Origin of the sequence: Roseobacter ponti (genome assembly GCF_012932215.1) — a bacterium.
Classification (GTDB): Bacteria; Pseudomonadota; Alphaproteobacteria; order Rhodobacterales; family Rhodobacteraceae; genus Roseobacter; species Roseobacter ponti.
Genome location: NZ_CP048788.1, coordinates 784,325 through 807,639, shown reverse-complemented (window position 1 = coordinate 807,639; position 23,315 = coordinate 784,325). Strand labels below are relative to the sequence as shown.

General features: G+C 61.4%; 25 protein-coding genes. 19 read left to right on the top strand and 6 right to left on the bottom strand.

Annotation, left to right across the window (positions count from 1 at the left end):
- The first annotated feature begins 99 nt into the window (after positions 1-99).
- From G3256_RS03945 to ureG, 8 genes are all read left to right on the top strand, one after another.
- Positions 100-915 carry an urease accessory protein UreD gene (locus G3256_RS03945; protein WP_169639590.1) on the top strand — a complete coding sequence of 272 codons (816 nt, stop codon included), beginning with the start codon at positions 100-102 and terminating at the stop codon, positions 913-915.
- A 2-nt stretch (positions 916-917) separates the two neighbouring features.
- Positions 918-1,220 carry an urease subunit gamma gene (locus G3256_RS03940; protein ID WP_169639589.1) on the top strand — a complete coding sequence of 101 codons (303 nt, stop codon included), beginning with the start codon at positions 918-920 and terminating at the stop codon, positions 1,218-1,220.
- Positions 1,221-1,230: 10 nt separating this feature from the next.
- A complete protein-coding gene (locus G3256_RS03935) occupies positions 1,231-1,536 on the top strand; it encodes an urease subunit beta (protein WP_169639588.1) in 306 nt (101 codons plus the stop codon).
- Between the two features lie 33 nt (positions 1,537-1,569).
- Complete coding sequence (locus G3256_RS03930; protein ID WP_169639587.1) at positions 1,570-2,394, top strand: cyclase family protein; 825 nt, start codon at positions 1,570-1,572, stop codon at positions 2,392-2,394.
- 377 nt (positions 2,395-2,771) lie between these two features.
- Positions 2,772-4,481, top strand: coding sequence for an urease subunit alpha (gene ureC / locus G3256_RS03925; RefSeq protein WP_169639586.1), 1,710 nt, complete (start codon positions 2,772-2,774; stop codon positions 4,479-4,481).
- Between the two features lie 9 nt (positions 4,482-4,490).
- Complete coding sequence (locus G3256_RS03920; protein ID WP_169639585.1) at positions 4,491-4,967, top strand: urease accessory protein UreE; 477 nt, start codon at positions 4,491-4,493, stop codon at positions 4,965-4,967.
- Complete coding sequence (locus G3256_RS03915) at positions 4,957-5,598, top strand: urease accessory protein UreF (protein ID WP_169639584.1); 642 nt, start codon at positions 4,957-4,959, stop codon at positions 5,596-5,598. Before G3256_RS03920 ends, G3256_RS03915 begins: the two co-directional genes overlap by 11 nt.
- On the top strand, positions 5,595-6,236 hold the full coding sequence (gene ureG / locus G3256_RS03910; RefSeq protein ID WP_169639583.1) for an urease accessory protein UreG: 642 nt from the start codon (positions 5,595-5,597) through the stop codon (positions 6,234-6,236). Before G3256_RS03915 ends, ureG begins: the two co-directional genes overlap by 4 nt.
- A gap of 10 nt (positions 6,237-6,246) precedes the next feature.
- On the opposite strand, the gene G3256_RS03905 is transcribed toward ureG, so the two are convergent.
- From G3256_RS03905 to G3256_RS03885, 5 genes are all read right to left on the bottom strand, one after another.
- A complete protein-coding gene (locus tag G3256_RS03905; RefSeq protein ID WP_169639582.1) occupies positions 6,247-6,825 on the bottom strand; it encodes a hypothetical protein in 579 nt (192 codons plus the stop codon).
- Positions 6,822-7,280 carry a (2Fe-2S)-binding protein gene (locus G3256_RS03900; protein ID WP_169639581.1) on the bottom strand — a complete coding sequence of 153 codons (459 nt, stop codon included), beginning with the start codon at positions 7,278-7,280 and terminating at the stop codon, positions 6,822-6,824. Before G3256_RS03900 ends, G3256_RS03905 begins: the two co-directional genes overlap by 4 nt.
- A 109-nt stretch (positions 7,281-7,389) precedes the next feature.
- A complete protein-coding gene (locus tag G3256_RS03895; RefSeq protein WP_169639580.1) occupies positions 7,390-9,033 on the bottom strand; it encodes a tetratricopeptide repeat protein in 1,644 nt (547 codons plus the stop codon).
- A 64-nt stretch (positions 9,034-9,097) separates the two neighbouring features.
- Positions 9,098-10,210: an S-(hydroxymethyl)glutathione dehydrogenase/class III alcohol dehydrogenase gene (locus G3256_RS03890; protein WP_169642312.1), complete on the bottom strand. Its 1,113-nt coding sequence runs from the start codon at positions 10,208-10,210 to the stop codon at positions 9,098-9,100.
- A 60-nt stretch (positions 10,211-10,270) separates the two neighbouring features.
- Complete coding sequence (locus tag G3256_RS03885; protein ID WP_169639579.1) at positions 10,271-11,293, bottom strand: LacI family DNA-binding transcriptional regulator; 1,023 nt, start codon at positions 11,291-11,293, stop codon at positions 10,271-10,273.
- Positions 11,294-11,480: 187 nt separating this feature from the next.
- Between G3256_RS03885 and hisD the strand changes: the two genes are divergently transcribed.
- From hisD to G3256_RS03855, 6 genes are read left to right on the top strand one after another with little or no spacing between them, the layout of a single operon-like run.
- Positions 11,481-12,788 carry a histidinol dehydrogenase gene (gene hisD, locus G3256_RS03880; RefSeq protein WP_169639578.1) on the top strand — a complete coding sequence of 436 codons (1,308 nt, stop codon included), beginning with the start codon at positions 11,481-11,483 and terminating at the stop codon, positions 12,786-12,788.
- Between the two features lie 4 nt (positions 12,789-12,792).
- Positions 12,793-13,545 carry an SDR family NAD(P)-dependent oxidoreductase gene (locus tag G3256_RS03875; RefSeq protein WP_169639577.1) on the top strand — a complete coding sequence of 251 codons (753 nt, stop codon included), beginning with the start codon at positions 12,793-12,795 and terminating at the stop codon, positions 13,543-13,545.
- Positions 13,542-14,549 carry an alcohol dehydrogenase catalytic domain-containing protein gene (locus tag G3256_RS03870; RefSeq protein WP_169639576.1) on the top strand — a complete coding sequence of 336 codons (1,008 nt, stop codon included), beginning with the start codon at positions 13,542-13,544 and terminating at the stop codon, positions 14,547-14,549. The genes G3256_RS03875 and G3256_RS03870 overlap by 4 nt, the downstream gene beginning before the upstream one ends.
- A 6-nt stretch (positions 14,550-14,555) precedes the next feature.
- Entirely contained in the window at positions 14,556-15,062 is a 507-nt protein-coding gene (gene comD, locus G3256_RS03865) for a sulfopyruvate decarboxylase subunit alpha (RefSeq protein ID WP_169639575.1), read from the top strand.
- Positions 15,059-15,613 carry a sulfopyruvate decarboxylase subunit beta gene (gene comE / locus G3256_RS03860; RefSeq protein ID WP_169639574.1) on the top strand — a complete coding sequence of 185 codons (555 nt, stop codon included), beginning with the start codon at positions 15,059-15,061 and terminating at the stop codon, positions 15,611-15,613. Before comD ends, comE begins: the two co-directional genes overlap by 4 nt.
- Positions 15,614-15,617: 4 nt before the next feature.
- A complete protein-coding gene (locus G3256_RS03855; protein ID WP_169639573.1) occupies positions 15,618-16,724 on the top strand; it encodes an alpha-hydroxy acid oxidase in 1,107 nt (368 codons plus the stop codon).
- On the opposite strand, the gene G3256_RS03850 is transcribed toward G3256_RS03855, so the two are convergent.
- Positions 16,669-17,394 (bottom strand): SGNH/GDSL hydrolase family protein, encoded by a 726-nt coding sequence (locus G3256_RS03850; protein ID WP_343044385.1) that lies wholly within the window; start codon positions 17,392-17,394, stop codon positions 16,669-16,671. The genes G3256_RS03855 and G3256_RS03850 overlap by 56 nt on opposite strands.
- A 185-nt stretch (positions 17,395-17,579) precedes the next feature.
- Here G3256_RS03850 and G3256_RS03845 point away from each other — a divergent pair, with 185 nt between their 5' ends.
- From G3256_RS03845 to G3256_RS03825, 5 genes are all read left to right on the top strand, one after another.
- A complete protein-coding gene (locus G3256_RS03845; RefSeq protein ID WP_169639572.1) occupies positions 17,580-19,175 on the top strand; it encodes a gamma-glutamyltransferase family protein in 1,596 nt (531 codons plus the stop codon).
- Between the two features lie 164 nt (positions 19,176-19,339).
- A complete protein-coding gene (locus tag G3256_RS03840; protein ID WP_169639571.1) occupies positions 19,340-20,464 on the top strand; it encodes an MlaE family lipid ABC transporter permease subunit in 1,125 nt (374 codons plus the stop codon).
- The gene (locus tag G3256_RS03835; RefSeq protein WP_169639570.1) at positions 20,461-21,249 is read left to right on the top strand and encodes an ABC transporter ATP-binding protein; all 789 of its coding nucleotides are present in this window, start codon (positions 20,461-20,463) and stop codon (positions 21,247-21,249) included. The genes G3256_RS03840 and G3256_RS03835 overlap by 4 nt, the downstream gene beginning before the upstream one ends.
- A gap of 11 nt (positions 21,250-21,260) precedes the next feature.
- A complete protein-coding gene (locus G3256_RS03830; protein ID WP_169639569.1) occupies positions 21,261-22,547 on the top strand; it encodes an MlaD family protein in 1,287 nt (428 codons plus the stop codon).
- Entirely contained in the window at positions 22,544-23,206 is a 663-nt protein-coding gene (locus G3256_RS03825; RefSeq protein WP_169639568.1) for an ABC-type transport auxiliary lipoprotein family protein, read from the top strand. Before G3256_RS03830 ends, G3256_RS03825 begins: the two co-directional genes overlap by 4 nt.
- The last annotated feature ends 109 nt before the right edge of the window (positions 23,207-23,315 follow it).

Genomic DNA, 23,315 nt, shown 5'->3' with positions numbered 1-23,315 from the left:
GGGAAATGCAAAACCTGAATATGGGTCTCGTCAAATGAGAATCCTCGTGAGAGGGTTAAAGCTGACACTCTCCTGCTGCCGGAAGACCTCTGCTTGCTGATGCGTATCGCGACACCGCTGGATCAACCCCGCGCCATCGGGGCCGTAAGGGTGTCCGCAAAGTATCGCGACGGCGGCTCGCATATCGGCGATCTGCGCCAGTCCGGCGCGCTGAGGGTCCTGTTTCCGCGTCTGACAGATCACGTCGAAGCAGTGCTCATCAACACCGCCGGCGGCATCACCGGTGGCGATCGGTTCAGCATTGACGCCGGCGCCGGGGAAAACGCCCGACTTTCGCTGACCACACAGGCCGCCGAACGCGCTTACCGCGCGCAGGTCGGCCAGACCGGGACGCTCAAGACGCGTCTGACGGCTGCTGAAGGATCTGTCCTGCACTGGCTGCCCCAGGAAACCATCCTATACGAGGGCGCCGCGCTGCAGCGCAGTCTGCGGGCAGACCTTGCGCCCGGCGCGCGGTTTGTGATGGTTGAACCTGTGCTTTTCGGCCGGCGTGCTATGGGCGAAGAACTGCGCGATGCCTCCTTTACCGACCGGGTCGACATCCGTCGGGCTGGCGTACCGCTTTACCGCGACGGGGTCTCCCTGAGCGGTGATATCGCCGCACAACTCGATCGCCCCGCAATTGCAGGAGGCGCGCGCGCCATGGCCAGCCTCGTCTGGGTAGCGCCCGAAGCCGACGGCGCTCTGGATCCGCTGCGCGATCTGATCGGGGACTCCGGCGGCGTGAGCCTGCTGCGTCCGGGTATTCTGGTGGCGCGCCTGCTGGCGGAGGATGGCTACGCCCTGCGCCGCGCGCTGCTGCCCTGCCTTGACCGGCTGACCGGAAACACACTGCCTCAGAGCTGGAGACTTTAGACATGCAGCTGACCCCTCGCGAAAAAGACAAACTACTGGTCGCACTTGCCGCCGATGTCGCCCGCCGGCGTCTCGAACGGGGGGTGAAGCTGAACTACCCGGAAGCCATTGCGCTGATCACCGATGCCGTGGTCGAGGGCGCGCGCGACGGGCGGTCCGTGGCCGATATGATGGAGGCCGGCGCCGAAGTGATCACCCGAGACCAGTGCATGGAGGGCATCCCCGAGATGATCCACGATGTACAGGTCGAAGCCACCTTTCCCGACGGCACCAAACTGGTGACCGTGCACAACCCCATCCGCTGAGGAGACACTCATGATCCCAGGAGAAGTCATGCCCGCTGCGGGCGACATCACACTGAACGCAGGCGTCGATGCGATCACGCTGATGGTCGCCAACACCGGCGACAGGCCGGTGCAGATCGGCAGCCACTATCATTTTGCCGAAAGCAATGAGGCGCTGGAGTTCGACCGCGCTGCCGCCCGTGGCATGAGGCTCGACATTGCCGCCGGTACCGCCGTACGGTTTGAGCCGGGACAGCGCCGAGAAGTGCAGCTGATCCCGGTGTCCGGTGCGCGCCGGATCTATGGCTTTAATCAGAAAGTGATGGGCGCGCTCTGACGCCCCTGCTTAACCAGCAAAAGGAACGAGACCATGTGTGATATCTGCGTCATCAATGCCGTGAAAGACAGAATGCTGTCCCGGCGAGATTTTTTCAGAGCAACAGCCGCTACCGGTGCCGCTGCTGCACTTGGCACGGTTGCCGCGGCACCTGCAGCCCTTGCTGCAGGACATGGTGGCATCGTCGATATGACCCACAAACTCTCGCCCGACTTTCCGACATTTTTTGGCGTGCCCGGCATCTCGATGGAACAGCAGTTCAGTTTTGCCGAACACGGCTTCAACCTCTTTAATCTTGCGATCAACGAACATACAGCCACTCATATCGACGCGCCGCTGCACTTCTCCGCCGACGGGGCTTCTGTTGATGAGATCCCGGTCAGCGATCTGGTTGTACCGCTGTGCAAAATCGATATTGCCGCAAAGGCAGCGGAGAACGCGGATGCCCAGGTCACACCTGATGATCTGCGCGCCTGGATCTCTGCCAATGGCGAGTTTCCCGACAAGGCATGCATCGCGATGTATTCGGGCTGGGGTGAGAAAAGCGCATCGGCCCAGGATTATGTTGGCAATGATGCCGATGGCGTGAAGCATTTCCCCGGCTTTCATGTAGAAGCCACGCAGATGCTGCTGGAAGAGACAACAGCCGCGGCAATGGCCGTGGATACGCTGTCACTCGATCACGGCCCGTCACCTGATTTCGCGACGCATTACGCCTGGCTGCCGGCGGGGCGCTACGGGATCGAAAACCTCGCAGGCCTCGCGGATGTGCCTGCGACGGGCGCCACCCTGGTCGTCGGCGCGCCCAACCACGTCGGCGGCACCGGCGGGCCTGCGCGCATTTTCGCGATGGTGTGATGAGTTTCAAGTCCGCCACTGCAGGCCGCAGGGGCCAGCTAACATGCTTTCAGCGGCTCGCAACGCACCAAAAATCGTGGTGTCAGGCCAAAGGCAATTCGCTGAATATGCGCTATCGAGGCGGCCGGTCATCAACTACGCGGCAGACCGGTTCAAAACTACGCTCACCACCAGCCACGGTACTGACCCAAAATCGCTATCATGAAAATAGTGTACCCAATGGCCTGAAGCCAGAATGCCATTCCAGACAAAACTTTCCGTTTCTGACGGTCGGGTTCTACATGTGTACAGCGCAAATCGTATCCGTGCAATTGTTTAGGCACCAAAAAGGGCGCAGACTGCATAGCTTTCGCCAGAAAATCAGAGAGTAACATCATATGCCCACAACCATTCCCCGCGCCTCTTATGCCGCCATGTTCGGCCCTACGACCGGCGACAGGGTGCGTCTTGCCGATACCGACCTGATCATAGAGGTTGAGAGCGATCGCACAATCTATGGCGAAGAGGTCAAATTCGGCGGCGGCAAGGTGATCCGCGACGGCATGGGGCAATCACAGGTCACACGTGCGGATGGGGCGGTGGACACGGTGATCACGAACGCGCTGATCGTCGACCATACCGGCATCTATAAGGCTGACGTGGGCCTGCGCGACGGACGCATCGCGAAGATCGGCAAGGCGGGCAACCCCGACACACAGCCTGGCGTGGACATCATCGTCGGCCCCTCGACCGAAGCCATTGCCGGCGAGGGTAAAATCCTCACAGCAGGTGGCTTTGACAGCCATATCCATTTTATCTGCCCGCAACAGATCGAAGATGCGCTGCATTCGGGCGTGACCACCATGCTGGGGGGCGGCACGGGCCCGGCGCATGGTACACTGGCCACCACCTGCACGCCCGGCGCCTGGCACATCGGGCGGATGCTGCAGTCGCTTGATGCCTTCCCGATGAATTTCGGCATTTCAGGTAAGGGGAACGCCTCCCTGCCTGCCGCTCTGGTCGAGATGGTTGAGGGTGGCGCCTGTGCGATGAAACTGCATGAAGACTGGGGCACCACACCCGGGGCCATCGACTGCTGCCTGTCGGTTGCCGACGACATGGACGTGCAGGTGATGATCCACACCGATACGCTCAACGAAAGCGGATTTGTGGAGAACACCGTGGCCGCCATCAAGGGCCGTACCATCCACGCATTCCATACCGAAGGTGCCGGCGGCGGACATGCGCCTGACATCATCAAAATCTGCGGCGATGAAAACGTGTTGCCCTCCTCCACAAACCCCACGCGCCCCTTCACCGTGAATACGCTGGAAGAACACCTCGACATGCTGATGGTCTGTCACCACCTCGACAAGTCCATCCCTGAAGACGTCGCCTTTGCCGAGAGCCGCATCCGGCGAGAGACCATCGCCGCCGAAGACATCCTGCACGACATGGGGGCGTTTTCGATCATCGCGTCGGACAGCCAGGCCATGGGCCGCGTGGGCGAGGTGCTGATCCGCACCTGGCAGACCGCTGACAAAATGAAGAAACAGCGCGGTCGTCTGGCGGAGGAAACCGGCGAGAATGATAATATGCGCGTTCGCCGGTACATCGCTAAATACACGATCAACCCGGCCATTGCGCACGGCATCAGCCACGAGATTGGCAGCATTGAGGTGGGCAAACGTGCTGATCTGGTGCTCTGGAACCCTGCATTTTTCGGGGTAAAGCCAGAGATGGTCCTGATGGCCGGCACAATTGTCTGCGCGCAGATGGGTGATCCGAATGCTTCGATCCCGACGCCGCAACCGGTCTATACCCGGCCTATGTTTGGTGCCTTCGGACGGTCGGTAGAAAACTCCGCTGTGACCTTCGTAAGTGCCGCAGCAGAGGCCGCCGGCATCCGCGACACGCTGGGTCTCGCCAAGAATGTTGTGGCCGTGAAAGGCACCCGCGGGATCGGCAAGAAAGACCTTATTCTGAATGACGCGCTGCCGCAGATCGAGGTGAACCCCGAAACCTATGAGGTGCGTGCGGACGGCGAGCTGCTGACCTGTCAGCCTGCCGAAGTGCTGCCCATGGCGCAGCGTTATTTCATGTTCTGAGGCCCTGCGATGCAAACTGCCCAATCCGTCGTTTCCAGTGCTGCCGCCGTCACCGACCATGTCTCTCTCGATTATGGCGCGCGGTTTCTGCGCCGGCGCGTGGTGACCACGCAGACCGGCGCGCAGGTGCTCGTGGATCTGCCGAAGACAACCTCTCTGACGCATGGCGATGCGCTGCAGACGGCGGCCGGTGATCTCATCGGTGTACTTGCCGCTCCGGAACCATTGCTGGAGGTTACCGGCGCCGGTCTGCACCGGATCGCCTGGCACATCGGCAACCGGCACACGCCCTGCCAGATCGAGGAAACCCGCCTGCTCATTCAGCGCGATCACGTGATGGCTGATATGCTCGCGAAGCTGGGCGCGCATGTGCATGAGGTCACGGAACCTTTCACACCCGAAGGTGGCGCTTATGGTCACGGGCGCACGCATGGTCATGATCACAGCCACCAGCATGGTCCCGAAGATCACACCCATGAACACTGACGCCGTCCTGACCCTGACGCAGTGGCTCTCGCCCGGCTTTCCGGTCGGCGCCTTCGCCTATTCGCACGGGCTGGAACGGGTCATTGATGCGGGCGGGATCACCTCGGTCGCAACGCTGGAGCCGTGGCTCAGGGACATCATCCGACATGGCTGCGGGCGCTCCGATCTGGTGCTGCTGCGCGTGGCGTATGACGCAGGCGACGAGGAAGTGGCCCGGATCGACGCGCAGGCTCAGGCATTTTCCGCATCCTCCGGCAGGCTGACCGAAACCTGCGATCAGGGTGCTGCCTTTTCGCGCACCGTGGACGCGGTCTGGGACACGCGGCTTGGCACGCTGACCTATCCGGTGGCTCTCGGGCGGGCTGCAAAGCTCCGCGGTCTGCCGCAGGATCTCACTGCCGCCATGTATCTGCATGCCTTTACCGCAAATCTTATCTCGGCTGCAGTACGGCTGGTGCCGCTGGGGCAGACCGAAGGACAGGATCTGCTGGCACGGCTGGCGCCGCTTATTACATCCATTGCGGACGCCACGGCAGAAAGTACACCCGACGATCTGACATCGGCCTGTTTTGCAGCCGATATCGCGTCGATGCAGCACGAAACACAATATTCAAAGGTATTCCGCACATGACCAGCCCTATGTCTCTCAACGGCCCTTTGCGCATCGGCATCGGCGGCCCGGTCGGTGCGGGCAAAACCACGCTGACGGCAGCTTTGGCCCGCGCGCTCAGCGGCGCGCATTCTATCGGTGTGATCACCAATGATATCTACACCCGCGAAGACGCCGAGGCGCTGATGCGGTTGCAGATCCTGCCGCAGGACCGGATTATCGGGGTCGAGACCGGCGGCTGCCCGCACACAGCGATCCGCGAAGACGCCTCCATCAACCTGGCCGCAGTGGCTGAAATGCAGGCGCGCCATCCGGAGATCGAGGCCATCCTGATCGAGAGCGGCGGCGACAATCTCAGCGCCACGTTTTCGCCGGAACTGGCGGATGTGACGCTTTATGTGATTGACGTGGCGGCGGGTGAAGAGATCCCGCGCAAAGGCGGGCCGGCCATCACCCGCTCGGATATTCTGATCATCAACAAGACCGATCTGGCACCGCATGTCGGCGCCTCGCTGGAGGTGATGCGAAACGATGCAACGCGCATGCGTGCCGGACGCCCTTTTGTCTTTACCGCACTGAAACACGGCAAGGGCGTGGATGATGTGATCCGCGAGCTGCGCGCGATCTCGGGTCTGGGCCTCGTCACCACCGGGGACTGAGCCCCGCAGCTTATTCCGGACAGGGCTGCCCGGCATCTCCCCAGATCCGGATATCGGCAATATGCCTTTCCAGATCATAGGGCGCAGGTTCCCTCCCGCCGCCGGGTGCCCAGGCCCAGTGCAGAATCACATCATGGCCCAGATGGTCGGCAATCTCGCCGGCGGTGCGCCCGCCGTTCAGGTCCGGATCGCGCAGACGTGTGCAGATATACGCACTTGTCTGCCCGAACCAGTGCGCCTCAACCGGCGCAAGCCGCCATGCGTCTGCCACCTGCGGCGCCATATGCGCAGCCGCGTTACCGCCGGTCTCCGTTGTGATATGGCAGGTGCGGCAGGGCAGCGTTTCCGCCCCGATGCGGCTCTCGCCGGCGCGGATGTTCATGCCATGCGGACGCGTCTCTCTATAGGACGGGCCGGACCACATCGGACGGTCAGAAGGCCCGGTGTGACAGTTGGCGCAGCGCGGATGCGACACGACTTCATAAATACGCGCCCAGGCCTCAAGCGCCTGCCCGCGCGCCGTCTCACCGGCTACCGGCAGCGCTGACAGACCGCAAAGCAGCGCCACGAAAAAGGCTTCCCGCATCATCCGCTGTTCAGCCTGCGCGCCGCCGTTTTTACTGCCGCGCGGATGCGTGGATAGGTCCCGCAGCGGCACAGATTACCGCTCATGGCCGCGTCGATCGCCTCATCGTCCGGGTCCGGTACAAGGCTGAGGAATGAAACCGCCTGCATGATCTGTCCGCCCTGACAATAGCCGCACTGCGCGACCTGATGCGCAATCCAGGCATCCTGCACGACATGCAGAGCATCACCCTGCGCGAGCCCCTCAATCGTAGTGATGTCTCCCTGTACATCGGCAGCGGCGATCTGACAGGCGCGCACTGCAATGCCGTCCATCAAAACGGTGCAGGCGCCACACTGTGCGATGCCGCAGCCGTATTTCGGGCCGGTGATCCCCAGCGTGTCGCGCAGCACCCACAGAAGCGGCATCTGCGGCGGGACGTCCGCCTCATAGTCTGATCCGTTCACTGTCAGCTTCATCGCGATCTCCGGGCGCAGGTACTGTAATTATACTGTCCTGGAGCGCTATGCCTTACAATGGCGCGCCGCGTGAGGTGTCGCCACGTCGCAGTCCGAACAAAACTCTGCGTCAGGCGGCCTTTGCGCCACTGCGGCAATAGCAGGACGCCCGGATCGGCACCGTGGCCCGCGCGAGCGCCGGATCAAGCTGCAGGCGGATGTGTTTCGCCTCTGTGAGTTCGCCGCGTTTCACCAGGCACTCGTGCAGGCCGTGCAGGCTCCAGACGTTGCGCGGATGCTGACAGGGCCGCGCCAGCGTTTCATCAAGACCAAGATCCGCGCGATAAACCGCTTCCGCCTCCTCAAACTCCTGCGCATCCATCAGCAACGCACCCAGTGCGTGCCGCGTGGGCTGCATCCAGCCCCAGGGTTCGTCATAAAGCAGCGCGTCATCCAGCGTGACGGAGCGGCGCAGATGATCGAGGCCCCCCTCCACGTCACCCGACTTACAGGCAAGCTCCCCTTCCATCATCGCAGCCCCTACGGCGAGCACATCGGCGGCGGTATTGTTAAACACCATACGGCTTTCCTGAACCGCGGCCATCGCCGCCTCAGCCAGATCGCGTTCCGCCCGCGCCTCGTCGATACGCCCGAGATTGGCCAGCGCAATCGTGCGCGACTGCAGTATCGCGGCATAGGTATAGCTGTAGAGCTCTTTGTCGTCGGGCAGCGGTTCATCGAGAATGCCCTGCCAGTCCCCGAACCGCACCATGACGTGGATTTTCTTGCCCCAGAAGCTCTCGAACAGATCCGGCATAAAGCGGATAACAGGATCTGGCAGCATCTCAATCAGTTCCTGAGCCGCAGCAAGAGCCCGTTCCGGCTGTCCGAGGAACATCGCACCATATGCTTCAAAGTGAACGTTATGGATGCGGTAAACAGTGTAGAAGTTCTCGCCACCCGCCATCGCCTCATATTTTTTGTCTACCTCGGCTGCACGACGGTTGCGCCAGATGACGTTCTGATACTCGCCGCACAGCACGTCGATATGTGTCGCCATATGCACCAGATGGCCGGAATCCGGCACCAGATCGACCAGACGGTCCCCGTGCCGCAGGGCCTTTTCGGGCGTCGGCGACATCTCCATCAGGTGGATATACATATGCAGCAGGCCAGGATGATCCCAGGCGCCGGGCAGTGTGTCGAATGCGGTTTCAAGTGCGGCCTGTGCTTCAAGTGTCGAGGCTCCTGCGGCGGGCGCGCCTGCCGGCAGATCCCACAAGAGCCACGGCGTGCGGTTCATCAGCGCCTCGGCAAAAAGACACGCCACATCAAGGTCATCCCCGTATTCGGCGTAAACCTTGCGCATATTGTCGGCAAAAGCGTCGTTCCAGGGGCCGTAATCCTCGACCTCCGGATCTTCCGGAAACCGGTCGGCGAGTGCGGCGATCAGGGCATTTTCCACAGGTGCCAGACTGCTCTCCAGCGCCCGGGCGTCAGCGATTGCCTTATGGGCCCGCTCCAGCGTCGTCACCCGCTCGTCGGGCTCAAAAAATTCCCACGGCTTGTTATAATTCGGACCGATGGCATAAGCGACGCCCCAGTGCGCGAGACCACACCCGGGATCCGCCACAACCGCTTTTTCAAACTGGTCCGCCGCGGCTTCGTGATTATAGCCAAATAGCCAGATCAGGCCTGCATCAAAGCAGGATTTCGCTTTATCCGAACGTGTTGTGATGTCACGCCGGTATGTACCAAGATCAAAGTCTGTCATTGCTGTCCCCCAACTGCGGGGTGACCCTAGCACAGACGGGATACCAAATCATCCCGCAAGCAGATCAGAACTCCACAACCGCGCGGATCGACTTGCCCTGATGCATCAGATCAAACCCGTGATTGATCTCATCCAGCGTAAGTTTATGGGTGATCATCGGGTCGATCTCGATCTTGCCGTCCATGTACCAGTCTACGATTTTCGGAACATCCGTGCGGCCCTTGGCACCACCAAAGGCCGTCCCGCGCCAGACCCGGCCGGTGACCAGCTGGAAGGGGCGCGTCGAGATTTCAGCACCCGCCGGCGCCACACCGATGATGATGCTCTCGCCCCAGCCCTTGTGCGCGCATTCCAGCGCCTGCCGCATGACCTTAACGTTACCTGTGGCGTCAAAGGTATAGTCCGCGCCGCCCTTTGTCAGCTCAACGAGGTGCGCGACTATATCGCCTTCGACGGTCGACGGATTGACGAAATCCGTCATGCCGAAGTGCCGGCCCATCTTTTCCTTTTCGTCGTTAAGATCAACGCCTACGATCTGATCGCAGCCCGCCATTCTCAGGCCCTGGATGACATTCAGACCGATGCCTCCCAGACCGAACACCACACAGCGGGACCCGATCTCGACCCTGGCGGTGTTGATCACAGCGCCGATGCCGGTGGTCACCCCGCAGCCGATGTAGCAGATTTTATCAAACGGCGCATCCTTGCGGACTTTGGCCAGCGCGATCTCAGGAACCACAGTGTGATTGGCAAAGGTCGAGCAGCCCATGTAGTGGTGGATCGGCGTGCCATCGAGCATTGAAAAACGTGTGGATCCGTCAGGAAGCAGGCCCTGGCCCTGCGTTGCGCGCACCTTCTGACAGAGGTTGGTTTTCGGGTTCAGACAGTATTCGCATTCGCGGCATTCAGGCGTGTAAAGCGGGATCACATGATCGCCGACTTCCAGCGACGTAACGCCTTCACCGACCTCGATAACGACCCCTGCCCCTTCATGGCCCAGAATAGCCGGAAAAATACCCTCCGGATCGTCGCCTGAGCGCGTGAATTCGTCGGTATGGCAAAGGCCGGTAGCTTTGATCTCGACCAGCACCTCGCCGGCGCGGGGGCCGTCCAGGTTGACCTCCATGATCTCAAGCGGCTTGCCTGCGGCAACAGCAACGGCGGCACGGGTCTTCATCATCTCGGGGGTCCTTTCGCTGAAATCTGCCGCTCAAGTGAAAGCCCGTGTGCCCGGAAGTCAAGCCTCCCGCGGGGGTGCCAGCGATGCCCGGTCCATAAATTCGGTATCAAGGACCACCGACTGCAAATCCTCGCGTCCTTCGATCCGGTCGAGCAGGAGTGCCGCAGCACGGTGCCCCATATCGAACTGCGGGACACGAACCGTGGCCAGCGCCGGATGCAGCACCCGCGCCAGACCGATGTCGTCAAATCCGATAAACGACATATCATCGGGCAGCGACAACCCCATCGCACGGGCCTGCGCCATGGCCCCTGCTGCCTGCGCGTCGTTGCCACAGAGCACGACAGTCGGGATTTCCTGCTGCCGCATGATTGTGGCAAAGGCCGCGCCGCTTTCGTCGAGCATATAAGGTGCTTCGATCAGATGGGTAAGCCGCGCACCATCGCCCCATGCCGCGACCGCGGCAATAACACCATCACGCCGGGCGCGGGCACGGTCGTTGTTCCGGGTCTGCCCGCATATCATCGCAATCCGGCGATGTCCCGCTGCCAGTGCCCTGCGCGCGGCATCAGCAGCAGCCCCGGCATTATCGAAACCCGCAAACAAATGCCCGGGGCGCGTCTCACTGACCCAGGCCACCACATGCGGCACCTGTCGTTTATCAAGAAAATCCCAGGTTGCATCAGGGCGGGCATTGCCGATCAGCATCAGACCATCCGCGCCATGCGCCACGAGTGACTTGATGGCCGCAAGTTCTTCTTCAGGGTCAAAACCAGTCGTCGCCACCAGCAGATTGACCTTTGCCTGCGACAGCACATCCTGAAAGGCCTGTAATCCGTTTGCGAACATCGCATTGGCCATCGACGGGATGACTGCCCCCACGGTGTTGGCCCGCCCTGACGCCAGCGCGCGGCCCCCGAAGTTTGGCGTATAGCCAAGCACCTCAACCGCTTTTTCGATCTTTTCCCGCGTGGCCGGCGCTACTTTTGACGGGGCGTTGAGCGCACGTGATATGCTCGCGGTCGAGACACCGGCAAGGCGGGCGACATCCTCAAGTGTTGGTGCGGTCTGTTTGTTCATACAGTCACTGTCCTGCTTACCACCGGCCCGTTAACGCAACGGAAACAAATTTGACTGCTGGCACTGTAAGCGCTTGCATTACACGATGCAAGCGCTTACACGGGGTCAGGGAGCGAGAGAATCTGCAGATTGCACAACAGCAACCCGCAGGCGGCCCCGTTGAAACAGACACCGTGGAGGAATGCCCGTGGCCCGTGATTATCTGAAAAAAGCTGAGAAGACTGCGATGACAGACGCGGGGGATGTCCGCGAAATCGTTCAGAACATCCTCAGCGATATCGAGGCCGGCGGTGATGCCGCGGCGATGAAATACGCCGAGCAGTTCGACAAATACACAGGCAACGTGCTGCTCACCGAAGAAGAGATTGCACATGCATCGACACTCGTCAGTCAGAAGCTGAAGGACGATATTGCCTTTTCGCATGACAACGTGCGCCGCTTTGCCGAAGTTCAGAAATCCACCATGACCGATGTGGAGCTTGAAATCGTGCCCGGCCTGATCGCTGGTCAGAAAGCCATCCCCGTCCGCGCCGCGGGCTGCTATGTTCCGGGCGGACGCTACAGCCACATCGCAAGCGCGATCATGACCGTCACCACCGCCAAAGTCGCCGGCTGCGAGCACATCACTGCCTGCTCTCCGCCGCGCCCCGATGTCGGCATCAACCCGGCGATTGTCTATGCGGCCAACCTCTGCGGCGCCGACAAGATTCTCTCCATGGGCGGTGTGCAGGGTGTTGCAGCGATGACCTACGGCCTTTTCGGTCTGCCACAGGCGGACATTCTGGTGGGCCCCGGCAACCAGTTTGTCGCCGAAGCCAAACGGATCCTTTTCGGTCGTGTCGGCATCGACATGATCGCAGGCCCCACCGACAGCCTCGTACTGGCCGACGGCACGGCAGACCCCTTTATGGTAGCAACAGACCTCGTGAGCCAGGCCGAGCACGGCTATAACTCACCCGTCTGGCTCGTCACCGACAACCGCGCACTGGCCGAAAAAGTCATGGAACTGGTCCCCGGTCTCATCGATGATCTGCCCGAACTGAACCGCGACAACGCAACCAAAGCATGGCGCGACTATGCTGAGGTGATCGTCTGTGCGGACCGCGAGGAAATGGCTGCCTGCTCGGATGACTATGCGCCCGAGCACCTGACCGTTCAGGCCGAAGATCTGCCCTGGTGGCTGGAGCGCCTGCAGTGCTACGGCTCACTCTTTCTCGGTGAGGAGACCACCGTATCTTTCGGCGACAAAGCCTCCGGCACAAACCACGTGCTCCCCACATCCCGCTCGGCCAAATATACCGGTGGTCTGTCTGTGCACAAATACATGAAGATCGTCACATGGCAGCGCGCCACACGTGACGGCGCGAAACCAGTGGCGATAGCAACAGCGCGGATTTCGCGCCTGGAGGGTATGGAAGGGCACGCCCGCGCCGCCGATGCACGCCTGCACAAGTACTTCCCGCAGGAAAACTTCGACCTTTCGGCAGAGGGCTGAGCAGATGCCCGCGATCTTTGATGTCCGGAACCGGGTGGCCTGTGTCACCGGGGCGAGCAGCGGCCTCGGCCGGCAGGCGGCAAGCCTGCTGGCGCAGGCCGGTGCCCGGGTCATCGGGATCGCGCGGCGCGCCGAAGAGCTCGAGGCCTGGCGGACCGGGGTGCAGGGCGACACCGCCGCTGTCACAGCCGATCTGTCAGACCGCGGCAACCTCGCAGCGCTGGCAGCAGAGATTGCAGAGCCTTTCGGAGCACCTGACATTCTGATCAACGCGGCGGGCATTAACACCCGCCAGCACGCAGATGAGGTGACGGCGGAGGGCTGGGACGTGACGCTGAACCTGAACCTCGCCGCACCTTTCTTTCTGGCGCAGGCCATGGTGCCCGCAATGAAGAAACGCGGCTGGGGACGGATTGTGAATTTCGCCTCGCTGCAATCACGGCGCGCCTTTGCCTCGGGCATCTCATACGGCGCCTCCAAAGGCGGCGTGGAGCAGATGACGCGCGCTATGGCCGAAGCCTGGTCGGGTCACGGCATCACCGCCAACGCGGTGGCACCAGGGTTTTTCAGGACCGAGCTCACCGGCCCGGTTTTTGCCAATCCGGATCTTGCAAAACGCAACGCGGATCAGACCTGCATCGGGCGAAACGGCGAGCCGGAAGACCTTGACGGCCCGCTGATGTTCTTTTGCTCACCGGCATCTGATTACGTCACGGGGCAGACACTCTTTGTGGATGGGGGGTTCACAGCGAAATGAAAGCTTTAGTTTATACCGGGGTCGGCGAGCTGACCTATTCTGACAGCCCCGCGCCCCAGGCGCGCGACGGCGAGCATCTGATCCGCATCGAAGCCTCCGGCATCTGCGGCTCTGACATGCACGCGTTTCTGGGACACGATGAGCGGCGCCCTGCCCCGCTGATCCTGGGCCATGAAGCCGCAGGCGTCATTACCGGCGGTGCGCGCGATGGCGAACGCGTCACCATCAACCCTCTGGTCGCCTGCGGACATTGCGAAAACTGCACGGCAAGCCTCGAGAACCTCTGCTCTAACCGCCAGATCATTTCCATGCCGCCGCGCCAGGGAGCTTTTGCCGGATATGTGAGCATGCCGGGTCGCAACCTCGTCGCCGTCCCGGATGGCGTCGACCTGCGCCACGCGGCCCTGGCTGAACCCATTGCCTGTGGCTGGCATGCCGTGCGCCTTGGCAAACGTATCCTCGGCAAAGATCTGTCGGATATGCGGTGCGCGGTCATCGGTGGCGGTGCCATCGGCGTCGGTGCGGCTCTGGCACTGCATGCGCAGGGTGCACGCGATATCACTGTGATAGAGCCCAATGAACTGCGCCGCGCGCGTCTTGCCGATGTCGCAGGCTTCGAGGTCTGCGCCCCGGGCGAGCCCGCGGCACCTGAAAACGGCAGTGTGGATCTGGTCATCGACGGTGTCGGCTATGCCGGCACCCGGGCAGCAGCCAGCGCCATGGCGCGCGCCGGTGGCGTCATCGCCCACATCGGTCTCGGCGAGGCAACAGGCGGGCTCGATATCCGCCGGATGACGCTTCAGGAAATCACCTTTATCGGCACATATACCTATACTGCACAGGACTTTGCAGATACGGCCGCCGCGATCTTCGACGGCCGGCTCGGCCCGCTCGACTGGATCGAGACACGACCCCTGGCCGATGGTCAGGCTGCCTTCACGGACATCCGGGCCGGTAACGTCGCCGCACCCAAAATAATTCTGATCCCCGAACACGAGGAGTAATCAAACGTGTCGATAAGCACCAAAATTGTAGATGATTTTATCGCCCAGGGCGTCAATTTCATCACGACCGTCCCCTGCAAACAACTTGCAGGCGTCATCGACGAGGTGGAAGCCCGCCCCGAGATACACCACGTGCCCTCCAATAAAGAAGACGAAGGTATGGGGCTTTGTGCCGGTGCATTCATGGGCGGCAAGCGCCCGGCGATCATCATGCAGAACACCGCAATCGGGGTGACGATCAACACACTGGCGACGCTGACGCAGTATTACCGTATGCCGCTGCCGATGCTGATCTCCTATCGTGGAGAACTGCGCGAGCCGGTGGCCTGTCAGGTTGAGATGGCCGTGCACACCAAAGCACTGCTCAATCAGATGCTGATACCGACCTATCACTTCCACAAAGAATCCGATGCCTCCGAGCTTCAGGAAATTCTTAAATACACTTTCATGTGCAACAAACCTGTGGCGATCCTGACGGATGCGTCCTTCTGGGGAGGCTACGGCGACCAATGATCCGTTCTGAAATCCTGCGCGAAATCGCGCCCGTCCTTCACGATCATCTCGTTGTCTGCAACATCGGTCTGCCCAGCCAGGAGCTGCACATGATCGACGACAATGCAAAGAACTTCTACATGCTCGGCACGATGGGTCTGTCGTCCTCCATTGGTCTTGGACTTGCCATGGCGCAGCCCAAAACCGTCATCTCCATTGACGGCGACGGCTCGGTTCTTACCAACTTCGGCACCCTGCCGACGATCGCGAACAACGTGACCGACAACTTCATCCTGCTGATCATCGACAACGGCTCTTACGGCTCCACCGGCGACCAGCCGACCTATGCAGGCAAAAAGACCAAACTCGAAGATGTGGCGAAAGCCTGCGGATGCGAGAACGTCGTCACCTGTAAGGCCGAAGACACCGGTGCGACCCTGCAGGCCGCAATCGACAGCAAAAAGATGACGATCATCGTCAGCAAATGCGAAAGCGGCAACATCAAGCTGGATGTAATCACCATGGACCCGGTCGTCATCCGCGACCGCTTCATGAACGCCGTGAAAGCCTGATCCGGTGAGCGCCGGCGCCATCCATTCCTATGCAGACGCCCGTCGCCTCGCGCGCCGGCGGCTGCCCTGGATGGTGTTTGACTACATCGACGGGGCGGCCGGAGAAGGCGTGGCGGAAGCCCGCAATCTGGCCGCTCTGCGCGACATCATTCTGGAACCGCGCGTTCTGGTGAATGTGTCGCAGCGCGATCTGAGTGTCTCCGTCTTTGAGCACGAAGGTCGCGTGCCTTTCGGTATCAGTCCGATGGGGATGTGCAATCTCTCCGGGCCGGGTGCGGATGTGATGCTGGCGCGCATCGCTGCTAAGCATCAGGTGCCCTGCGGCGTCTCCACCGTTGCCTCGACAACGCTTGAGACGATGATCGAAGAGGCCGAAGGCCACGCCTGGTTTCAGCTTTATTTCTCTGGCGACGGCTCCGGCACGGCAAAGCTTGTGGAAAGGGCAAAAGCCGCCGGATACAAAACGCTGATCATGACCCTCGACGTGCCCGAGGTCGGCCGGCGACCACGCGAGCTCAGACGTGGTTTTAAGATGCCGTTTAAGATCGGCCCGAAGCAGTTCATTGATTTCGCCCTGCACCCACAGTGGTCGATCTCCAGCCTGATCGCGGGCGCGCCGGATCTGGCGAACTTTCAGACACCTGAATTCACTTTCGACCGGACCGAGAGCCGGGCGCGCGCCGACTGGGATTTCCTCAAACGCCTGCGCGACAGCTGGGACGGCAACCTGGTAGCCAAGGGTGTGACTCATGTGGACGATGCTCAGCGGCTGCGCGAAGAGGGCGTGGATGCCATTCAGGTCTCAACCCACGGCGGGCGCCAGCTTGATGCGGCTCCGCCGCCGATCCTGGCTCTTCAGGCGATCCGTAAAGCGCTGGGTGACGACTATCCGCTCTTTTACGACACCGGCATGCGTTCAGGCGAAGACGTTGTAAAAGCATATATGATGGGGGCTGACTTTGTGTTTTTTGGCCGCGCCATGCAGTTTGCCATCGCCGCCGGCGGACGTGACGGCCTTGATGCGTTCTGGAAGCTCATCAGCGATGAGATCGGCCTTACCCTGGCGCAGATGGGCCGGACGACGATTCCGGGACCGGCGGCGCGTTTCTGATCACATCTGAGATGCGCGCGGCAATCGCATGGCTGCCCTTGCGCGACGGGTGGATCATGTCTTCGTCGTGAAACGTTCGATCCCCGTGCGGCACGAGATCCTGCAGTGAGATGAACCAGAAGCCGGAATCCGCCGCATCAAGCCGTGCGAGGCGGGCGTCGATCTCATCGCCCTCGTCTTTGCAGTATTCAACACCTGAACCCACACCCGGGCTGCGCAGATAGCCGACCCATATGACCCGCGCACCCCGCGCCCGCGCTTTGGCCACCATGCCCGGAATTGCACCGGAACGGCCATCTTTTGCGATCATCCGATCGATTTTGCGATCACATACCGCACAGGCGCAACCCATCCACAGATCATTCCCGCCACCGTTAAGAATGACCCAGTCCCATTCACCTGCAACATACTGCTTGGAGATGTTCATCCCAAGCGCACCGGATACCGGCAGGTTATAGAAAATCCGCGCTCCCGGAACGGAACGGTCGATCACCGGCTCACGCAGGATGTCCTCGATCGCATGGGATACGGAATTGCGGCTGTTGCTGTGCCAGGCAAGCATCGAATCGCCCATGGTCAGAATACGCGCCGGCTGGTCGTTTGACGGCATCTCGGTGCAGGCGCCAAGCAACACCGCCAGCGTCAGGAAAACTGCCCTGATCATAGTCATCGTAAACCCCCTGTGCATCGTCGTGCAGACAGACGTCCAGCGTAACCCCGACCAGCGCCTGTCGCCAACTCTGGCTATTATTTCCTAATGATCCGTAAACAATCCCGTTCGGGCGGGGCTTCTATTGACACCGGCGGGACACCCGGACCACATGTCCCACGGTTTTTGACGCGCAGGAGCAGATCATGAGACTCAGAGATACGCATCCCTACACGTCGCGGCGCTCTGCTGTGATTGCCGATAATATCGTTGCTGCGTCGCAGCCTCTGGCAACGCGCGCAGGTGTGGCAATGCTTGAGCGCGGCGGAAATGCCGTTGATGCGGCGCTGGCCACGGCGATTACCCTGACCCTGGTGGAACCCTCGGGCAACGGCATCGGGTCCGACGCCTTTGCCATCGTCTGGGACGGCAGGGAACTGCACGGGCTGAACGCCTCCGGGCGCGCGCCTGCCGGTTGGACGCCGGACCGCTTTGCCGGCCTCGATAGAATGCCCTTTCACGGCTGGGACAGCGTGACTGTCCCCGGGGCGGTTTCCGCCTGGGTGGCGATTTCAGAGCGCTTCGGCAAACTGCCCTTTGCCGATCTTTTCCAGCCCGCGATCAGATATGCGGAAAACGGATTTTACGTCACACCAAAAATTGCCGCCCTGTGGGCGCGCGCGGCAGACCAGCTGCGCGATCAGCCCGGATTTGCGGAATGCTTTCTGCCAGACGGCCGCGCGCCGCGCGCAGGAGAGCGGTTTGTCAACAAAGCCGCGGCGCGCAGTCTGCGCCTGATCGCACAAACAAAGGGCGACGCCTTTTATACCGGCGAACTGGCGCGCGAGATGACGGACTTCGCGGCCCTGCACGGCGCAGCACTCAGCATGGAGGACATGGCAGCCCATCGCCCCGACTGGGTCGGCACCATCAGCAACAGTTTTGATCAGGCAGAGCTTCACGAAATTCCACCCAATGGCCAGGGGATCGCCGCACTCATGGCACTCGGTATCTTGGGCGGGACGGCTGTTCGCGATTTTGACCCCGATGCCCCCGCCGCGCTGCACCTGCAGATCGAAGCAATGAAGCTCGCTCTTGCGGATGCCCAGACCTGGGTGGCGGATCCGGCATTCATGACCCACACCACCGCAGAGCAGATGCTGGACAAGAGCTATCTTGCATCACGCGCGGCCCTGATTGACCCGGAAAGGGCGCAGGATTTCGGCGCAGGCGCACCGAACAAAGGTGGCACCGTATGCCTTGCGGCGGCGGACGCCTCCGGCATGATGGTCTCGTATATTCAGTCCAACTATGCCGGTTTTGGCTCCGGGGTGACGGTGCCCGGCACCGGTATTCACCTGCAGAACCGCGGCGCGGATTTCTCGCTCGACCCCGGGAGCCAGAATTGTGTTGCACCGGGCAAACGCCCCTTTCATACCATCATCCCCGGCTTCCTGATGGGGCCGGACGGGCCGCTGATGAGCTTTGGCGTTATGGGCGGCCCCTTCCAGGCTCAGGGCCATGTTCAGATGGTTCTGCGCACGCAGCTCTGGGGTCAGGACCCGCAGATGGCGGTCGACGCGCCGCGCTGGCGAGTGACCGGCGGGACAGCGATCGCTCTTGAAGAAGCCATGCCGGGCGAGACGGTCGGGGCTCTGCGCGCCATGGGCCACGACATTTCACTGGAATCACCCGATAACGCCTTTGGCTTTGGTGGCGCACAGCTCATCCACCGGCTGCCGGGCGGCGGATATGCTGCGGGCTCGGACCCGCGCAAGGACGGGGCCGCGATGGGGTTCTGAAAAGACCCTGGATTGCAGACGGCGGCCCGGTACCCCGAAACGCGCGCACCGCCTGCCCGACGCGCTCAGGGCGCACGCTTTGCAATGACCGGAACGCGCAGCCAGAGACAGCACAGCCGGTTTTTCGTTGCGGTATCGGAATTTGCACGCACAATGGCACCGTTATGAGCATGCCCGCGATTACATCAGACACCACGGACGGTCAGACCGTGTTCCACCTGAGCGGCCGGCTGGTGACAGAAGCGCTCCATCTGGTGGAAAAACCCTTTGCTGAGCTGACCGCCCGCCCCGGTGCGGCAACCGTGGACCTCTCCGGCCTCGAGGCGTTCGATACAGGCGGCGCTGCAATGATCGCACAGCTGCGCGCGCGTCTGGCTGCCAGTGGCGTGACGCTGGCGGTTTCCGGAGCCTCAGAAGACAATGCCCGCCTGCTGAAAAAGGTCACAGAGGCCACATTCAAAGAGCCCCTCGTCGATACCAGACCCGGCGGCCCCGGCGCATGGATCATCGACCTTGGCCGGGCTGTGATAACACTTGCACAAAGCGCAGGTTCTCTTCTGAGCTTTCTGGGGCTGGTTCTGAACCGTCTGGCGCGTACGATCATCAACCCCTGGCGACTGCGCGGCACAGCGCTTTTTGCGCAGATGCAGCAGACTGGCATGAACGCGGTACCGATCATTGCGCTTATGGGTTTTCTCATCGGCATCGTGCTGGCCTATCAGGGTGCAGCACAGCTGCGCCAGTTCGGGGCCGAAGTTTTTGTTGTAGATCTCATTGCCGTTTCCGTACTGCGCGAGCTTGGCATCCTGCTGACCGCCATCATCGTCGCGGGGCGGTCAGGGTCGGCCTATTCGGCAGCGATCGGATCCATGAAGGTCAACGAAGAGGTCGATGCCATGCGCACCCTCGGTCTTGACCCGATCGAGGTGCTGGTTCTGCCCCGGCTGATTGCTCTGATGCTGATGCTTCCTGTTCTGGGACTGACGGCCAATATCTCTGCCCTCATTGGCGGGGCCCTGATGAGCTGGGCCGAGCTGGGTGTCAGCCCCGGCATGTTCGTCACGCGGTTTCTGGAAAACACCAGCGCATGGCATCTGGCGGTCGGCATGATCAAAGCGCCGGTCTTTGCCTTTATCATCGGCATCGTGTCCTGCTGGCAGGCCATGCAGGTGGGCGGCTCCGCCGAAAGCGTGGGCCGGCGCACCACCGCAGCAGTTGTGCAAAGCGTGTTTCTTGTCATCGTGATGGACGCTGTCTTTTCGATCTTTTTCGCGGAACTGGGCGTATGACCTCCCCTGCAGGGCGCGCAGACCGCGAGGCGGTGATACGGGTGCGCGGCCTGGAAAACCGCTTCGGGCCCCATGTCGTACACCAGAACCTCGATCTGGATGTCTGGCGCGGTGAGGTTCTGGGCATAGTGGGTGGCTCAGGTACCGGCAAATCCGTGCTGTTGCGCTCTATCGTCGGCCTGAAACGACCCTCTGCCGGCACCATCCATGTGCTTGGAACCGATGTGGTCAACGGCCCGGAAAAGGAGCGACTGGCCGTAGAGAAACGCTGGGGTGTGGCCTTTCAGGACGGCGCTCTTTTCTCATCGCTGACCGTTCTGGAAAACGTGATGGCACCTATGCGCGAACACCTGCAGCTTAGCACCGGGCTGATGCAAACCCTGGCCGGGCTCAAAATCAGCCTTGTGGGCCTGCCCGTCACCAGTTGCGGCAAACTCCCGTCCGAGCTGTCGGGTGGGATGCGCAAACGCGCCGCCCTCGCCCGTGCCCTGGCGCTCGATCCCGAGATCGTTTTTCTGGATGAACCCACGGCGGGGCTCGACCCGATCGGTGCTGCCGCCTATGATGAGCTGATCCGGGAATTGCAGCGTTCGCTTGGGCTTACCGTCTTCATGGTCACCCATGACCTCGACAGCCTCTACGCAATCTGCGACCGTATCGCGGTCCTGTCGGACAAGCGTGTACTGGTGGAAGGACCCATCGAGACCATGACAGCCGTCAACGATCCCTGGGTGCAGGAATATTTCACCGGCCCGCGTGCGCGCGCGGCTCAGGCGAAGGGCTGACGGACAGACGCATGGAAACCAAAGCCAATTATCTGCTGATCGGTCTCTTTACTCTCGCCGGCCTCGTGGGCAGCATGGTGTTTCTGCTCTGGCTCGCCAAGGTTCAGGTGGACCGCCAGTATGCCTATTACGATGTGCTTTTCGACAATGTGACCGGGCTGGGCGACGCAGGTGACGTACGCTTTAACGGATTGCCGGTGGGCCAGGTCGTCGGGCTGGCACTCGATGAAGAAGAGCATTCGAAAGTCAGAGTGCGCATCGAAATTGCGGAAGCGACACCGGTGAGAACAGATACGGTCGCTGTTCTGCAAAGTCAGGGCGTGACGGGTGTAAGTTTTGTGGCACTGACGGGCGGGTCGCCCGACGCGGAGCTGCTGCCTGAAAACGCTGTCATCCCGTCGCAGTCAAGCGCCATTCAGTCGGTACTCGAAGGTGCCCCGGTGCTTCTGCAACGCGCCGTCGATCTGCTTGATGATATCAGCGCTGTCGTAAGCGATGAAAACCGCGACGCGGTGAGTGTGGTACTGAATAATCTCGCCTCCGCTTCCGGCCGTCTCGACCGCTCGCTGGCCGATTTCGAAACTCTCTCGGCTGATCTCAGCGGAGCAGCCCGCCAGGTTGAGGCATTCGCCGGACGGCTTGATGCCCTTGCAGATACCGCCGACACCACCCTGACAACGGCCACCGAAACGCTGACCGCCGCACAGGGTGCGATCACTCAGGGTCAGGCCACACTGGCAACCGCCGATGATGCCTTCAGTACAATAGACGACACGTTTGCATCCGCCCGCACACTGATGGACGAGGAACTGACCCCCTTTGTGCGCCAGGGCCGGCTGACCGCCACAACGCTGGATGAAACGCTGCGCGCCATCGAACCTCCGGCGCGGGCGGCACTGGAAACCGCGCAGACAGCCTTCGACGAGGCCGGACAGACTTTTGCCGCTGCGAACAAAATCATCAGCGACGATCTCGACGGCATCATCACCGATATGCGCGGGGCTGTTCAGGTCTTCACGACCACGGTGCGGGATGCGTCGGGTAACATCGACGCCATCACTGATGAGGTGCTCGTGGCCTCGCGTGCTGCGGCAGGTGTTGCGCAGACGCTTGAGGCGATCGTGGCGGGCAATCAGCGACAGATCAGCAACTTCATCCGCCTCGGGCTGCCGGAGTTTTTGCAGTTCACCGAGGACGCACGACAACTCGTCAGCAACCTCGACCGGTTCGTGGATCGCGTCGAACGAGACCCGGCCCGGTTTTTCCTCGGCACACAAGGCTCGGAGTTCCGCAGATGACCAGACACGCCCTCTATGCCCTTGCCCTTGTGGCGCCACTGCTGACCGCCTGCACCGGACTGAGCACGCTGACCAGTGCCACGGCACCCACAGATCTTTACCTGCTGACCCCCAAAAGCACTTTTGATCCGGGCCTGCCGCGTCTGCGCCAGCAGATTGTCGTGACCGAGCCTACCGCCACGGCTGCGGTCAGCAATGATCGCATCACAGTGCAGCCGTCACCGCTGGAGGTGCGCTTTCTGCCAGGCGCCCGCTGGGTGGACCGTGCCCCGGTGATCATCCAGGCGCTGCTGATCGAAAGCTTCGAGAACAGCGGCAGGGTGGATGCAGTCGGCCGATCGGCCATCGGATTACGCGCGGATTATCTGGTCGTGACGGATGTGCGCGAGTTTCAGGCCCGGGTGCCGAACCAGACACAACCTGAGGCACCGCTTGAGGCCCATGTCCGGCTCAACATCAAGATCGTGCGGACAGATACGGATCGCATCATCGCATCGCAATCATTTGAAGAGTTCTTCACGGCGACAAGCGATGCTCCCCGGGATATCGTTTATGCCTTTGACGAGGCTCTGGGGGATACGCTGCGGGACGCGGTAGAATGGAGCATCCGGAGCATGCATTCAGATGCGCGCCAGCGTCCTGTGGAAACGGACTACTGACCCCCCGGACTTCGCGGCTGTGCGGTTCCTCCGGTGTATGCCATGCCTGCACTTCTATTGACGCATTCACATAAATAATCGTTACTGACTGAAAACGACGGCAGGTTCA

Bases quoted from the DNA above. Each gene is read 5' to 3' on its own strand.
- G3256_RS03945 (WP_169639590.1), top strand. From the start codon at position 100: ATGCGTATCGCGACACCGCTGGATCAACCCCGCGCCATCGGGGCCGTA.
- G3256_RS03940 (WP_169639589.1), top strand. From the start codon at position 918: ATGCAGCTGACCCCTCGCGAAAAAGACAAACTACTGGTCGCACTTGCC.
- G3256_RS03935 (WP_169639588.1), top strand. From the start codon at position 1,231: ATGATCCCAGGAGAAGTCATGCCCGCTGCGGGCGACATCACACTGAAC.
- G3256_RS03930 (WP_169639587.1), top strand. From the start codon at position 1,570: ATGTGTGATATCTGCGTCATCAATGCCGTGAAAGACAGAATGCTGTCC.
- ureC (WP_169639586.1), top strand. From the start codon at position 2,772: ATGCCCACAACCATTCCCCGCGCCTCTTATGCCGCCATGTTCGGCCCT.
- G3256_RS03920 (WP_169639585.1), top strand. From the start codon at position 4,491: ATGCAAACTGCCCAATCCGTCGTTTCCAGTGCTGCCGCCGTCACCGAC.
- G3256_RS03915 (WP_169639584.1), top strand. From the start codon at position 4,957: ATGAACACTGACGCCGTCCTGACCCTGACGCAGTGGCTCTCGCCCGGC.
- ureG (WP_169639583.1), top strand. From the start codon at position 5,595: ATGACCAGCCCTATGTCTCTCAACGGCCCTTTGCGCATCGGCATCGGC.
- G3256_RS03905 (WP_169639582.1), bottom strand. From the start codon at position 6,825: ATGATGCGGGAAGCCTTTTTCGTGGCGCTGCTTTGCGGTCTGTCAGCG.
- G3256_RS03900 (WP_169639581.1), bottom strand. From the start codon at position 7,280: ATGAAGCTGACAGTGAACGGATCAGACTATGAGGCGGACGTCCCGCCG.
- G3256_RS03895 (WP_169639580.1), bottom strand. From the start codon at position 9,033: ATGACAGACTTTGATCTTGGTACATACCGGCGTGACATCACAACACGT.
- G3256_RS03890 (WP_169642312.1), bottom strand. From the start codon at position 10,210: ATGAAGACCCGTGCCGCCGTTGCTGTTGCCGCAGGCAAGCCGCTTGAG.
- G3256_RS03885 (WP_169639579.1), bottom strand. From the start codon at position 11,293: ATGAACAAACAGACCGCACCAACACTTGAGGATGTCGCCCGCCTTGCC.
- G3256_RS03875 (WP_169639577.1), top strand. From the start codon at position 12,793: ATGCCCGCGATCTTTGATGTCCGGAACCGGGTGGCCTGTGTCACCGGG.
- G3256_RS03870 (WP_169639576.1), top strand. From the start codon at position 13,542: ATGAAAGCTTTAGTTTATACCGGGGTCGGCGAGCTGACCTATTCTGAC.
- comE (WP_169639574.1), top strand. From the start codon at position 15,059: ATGATCCGTTCTGAAATCCTGCGCGAAATCGCGCCCGTCCTTCACGAT.
- G3256_RS03850 (WP_343044385.1), bottom strand. From the start codon at position 17,394: ATGACTATGATCAGGGCAGTTTTCCTGACGCTGGCGGTGTTGCTTGGC.
- G3256_RS03845 (WP_169639572.1), top strand. From the start codon at position 17,580: ATGAGACTCAGAGATACGCATCCCTACACGTCGCGGCGCTCTGCTGTG.
- G3256_RS03840 (WP_169639571.1), top strand. From the start codon at position 19,340: ATGAGCATGCCCGCGATTACATCAGACACCACGGACGGTCAGACCGTG.
- G3256_RS03835 (WP_169639570.1), top strand. From the start codon at position 20,461: ATGACCTCCCCTGCAGGGCGCGCAGACCGCGAGGCGGTGATACGGGTG.
- G3256_RS03830 (WP_169639569.1), top strand. From the start codon at position 21,261: ATGGAAACCAAAGCCAATTATCTGCTGATCGGTCTCTTTACTCTCGCC.
- G3256_RS03825 (WP_169639568.1), top strand. From the start codon at position 22,544: ATGACCAGACACGCCCTCTATGCCCTTGCCCTTGTGGCGCCACTGCTG.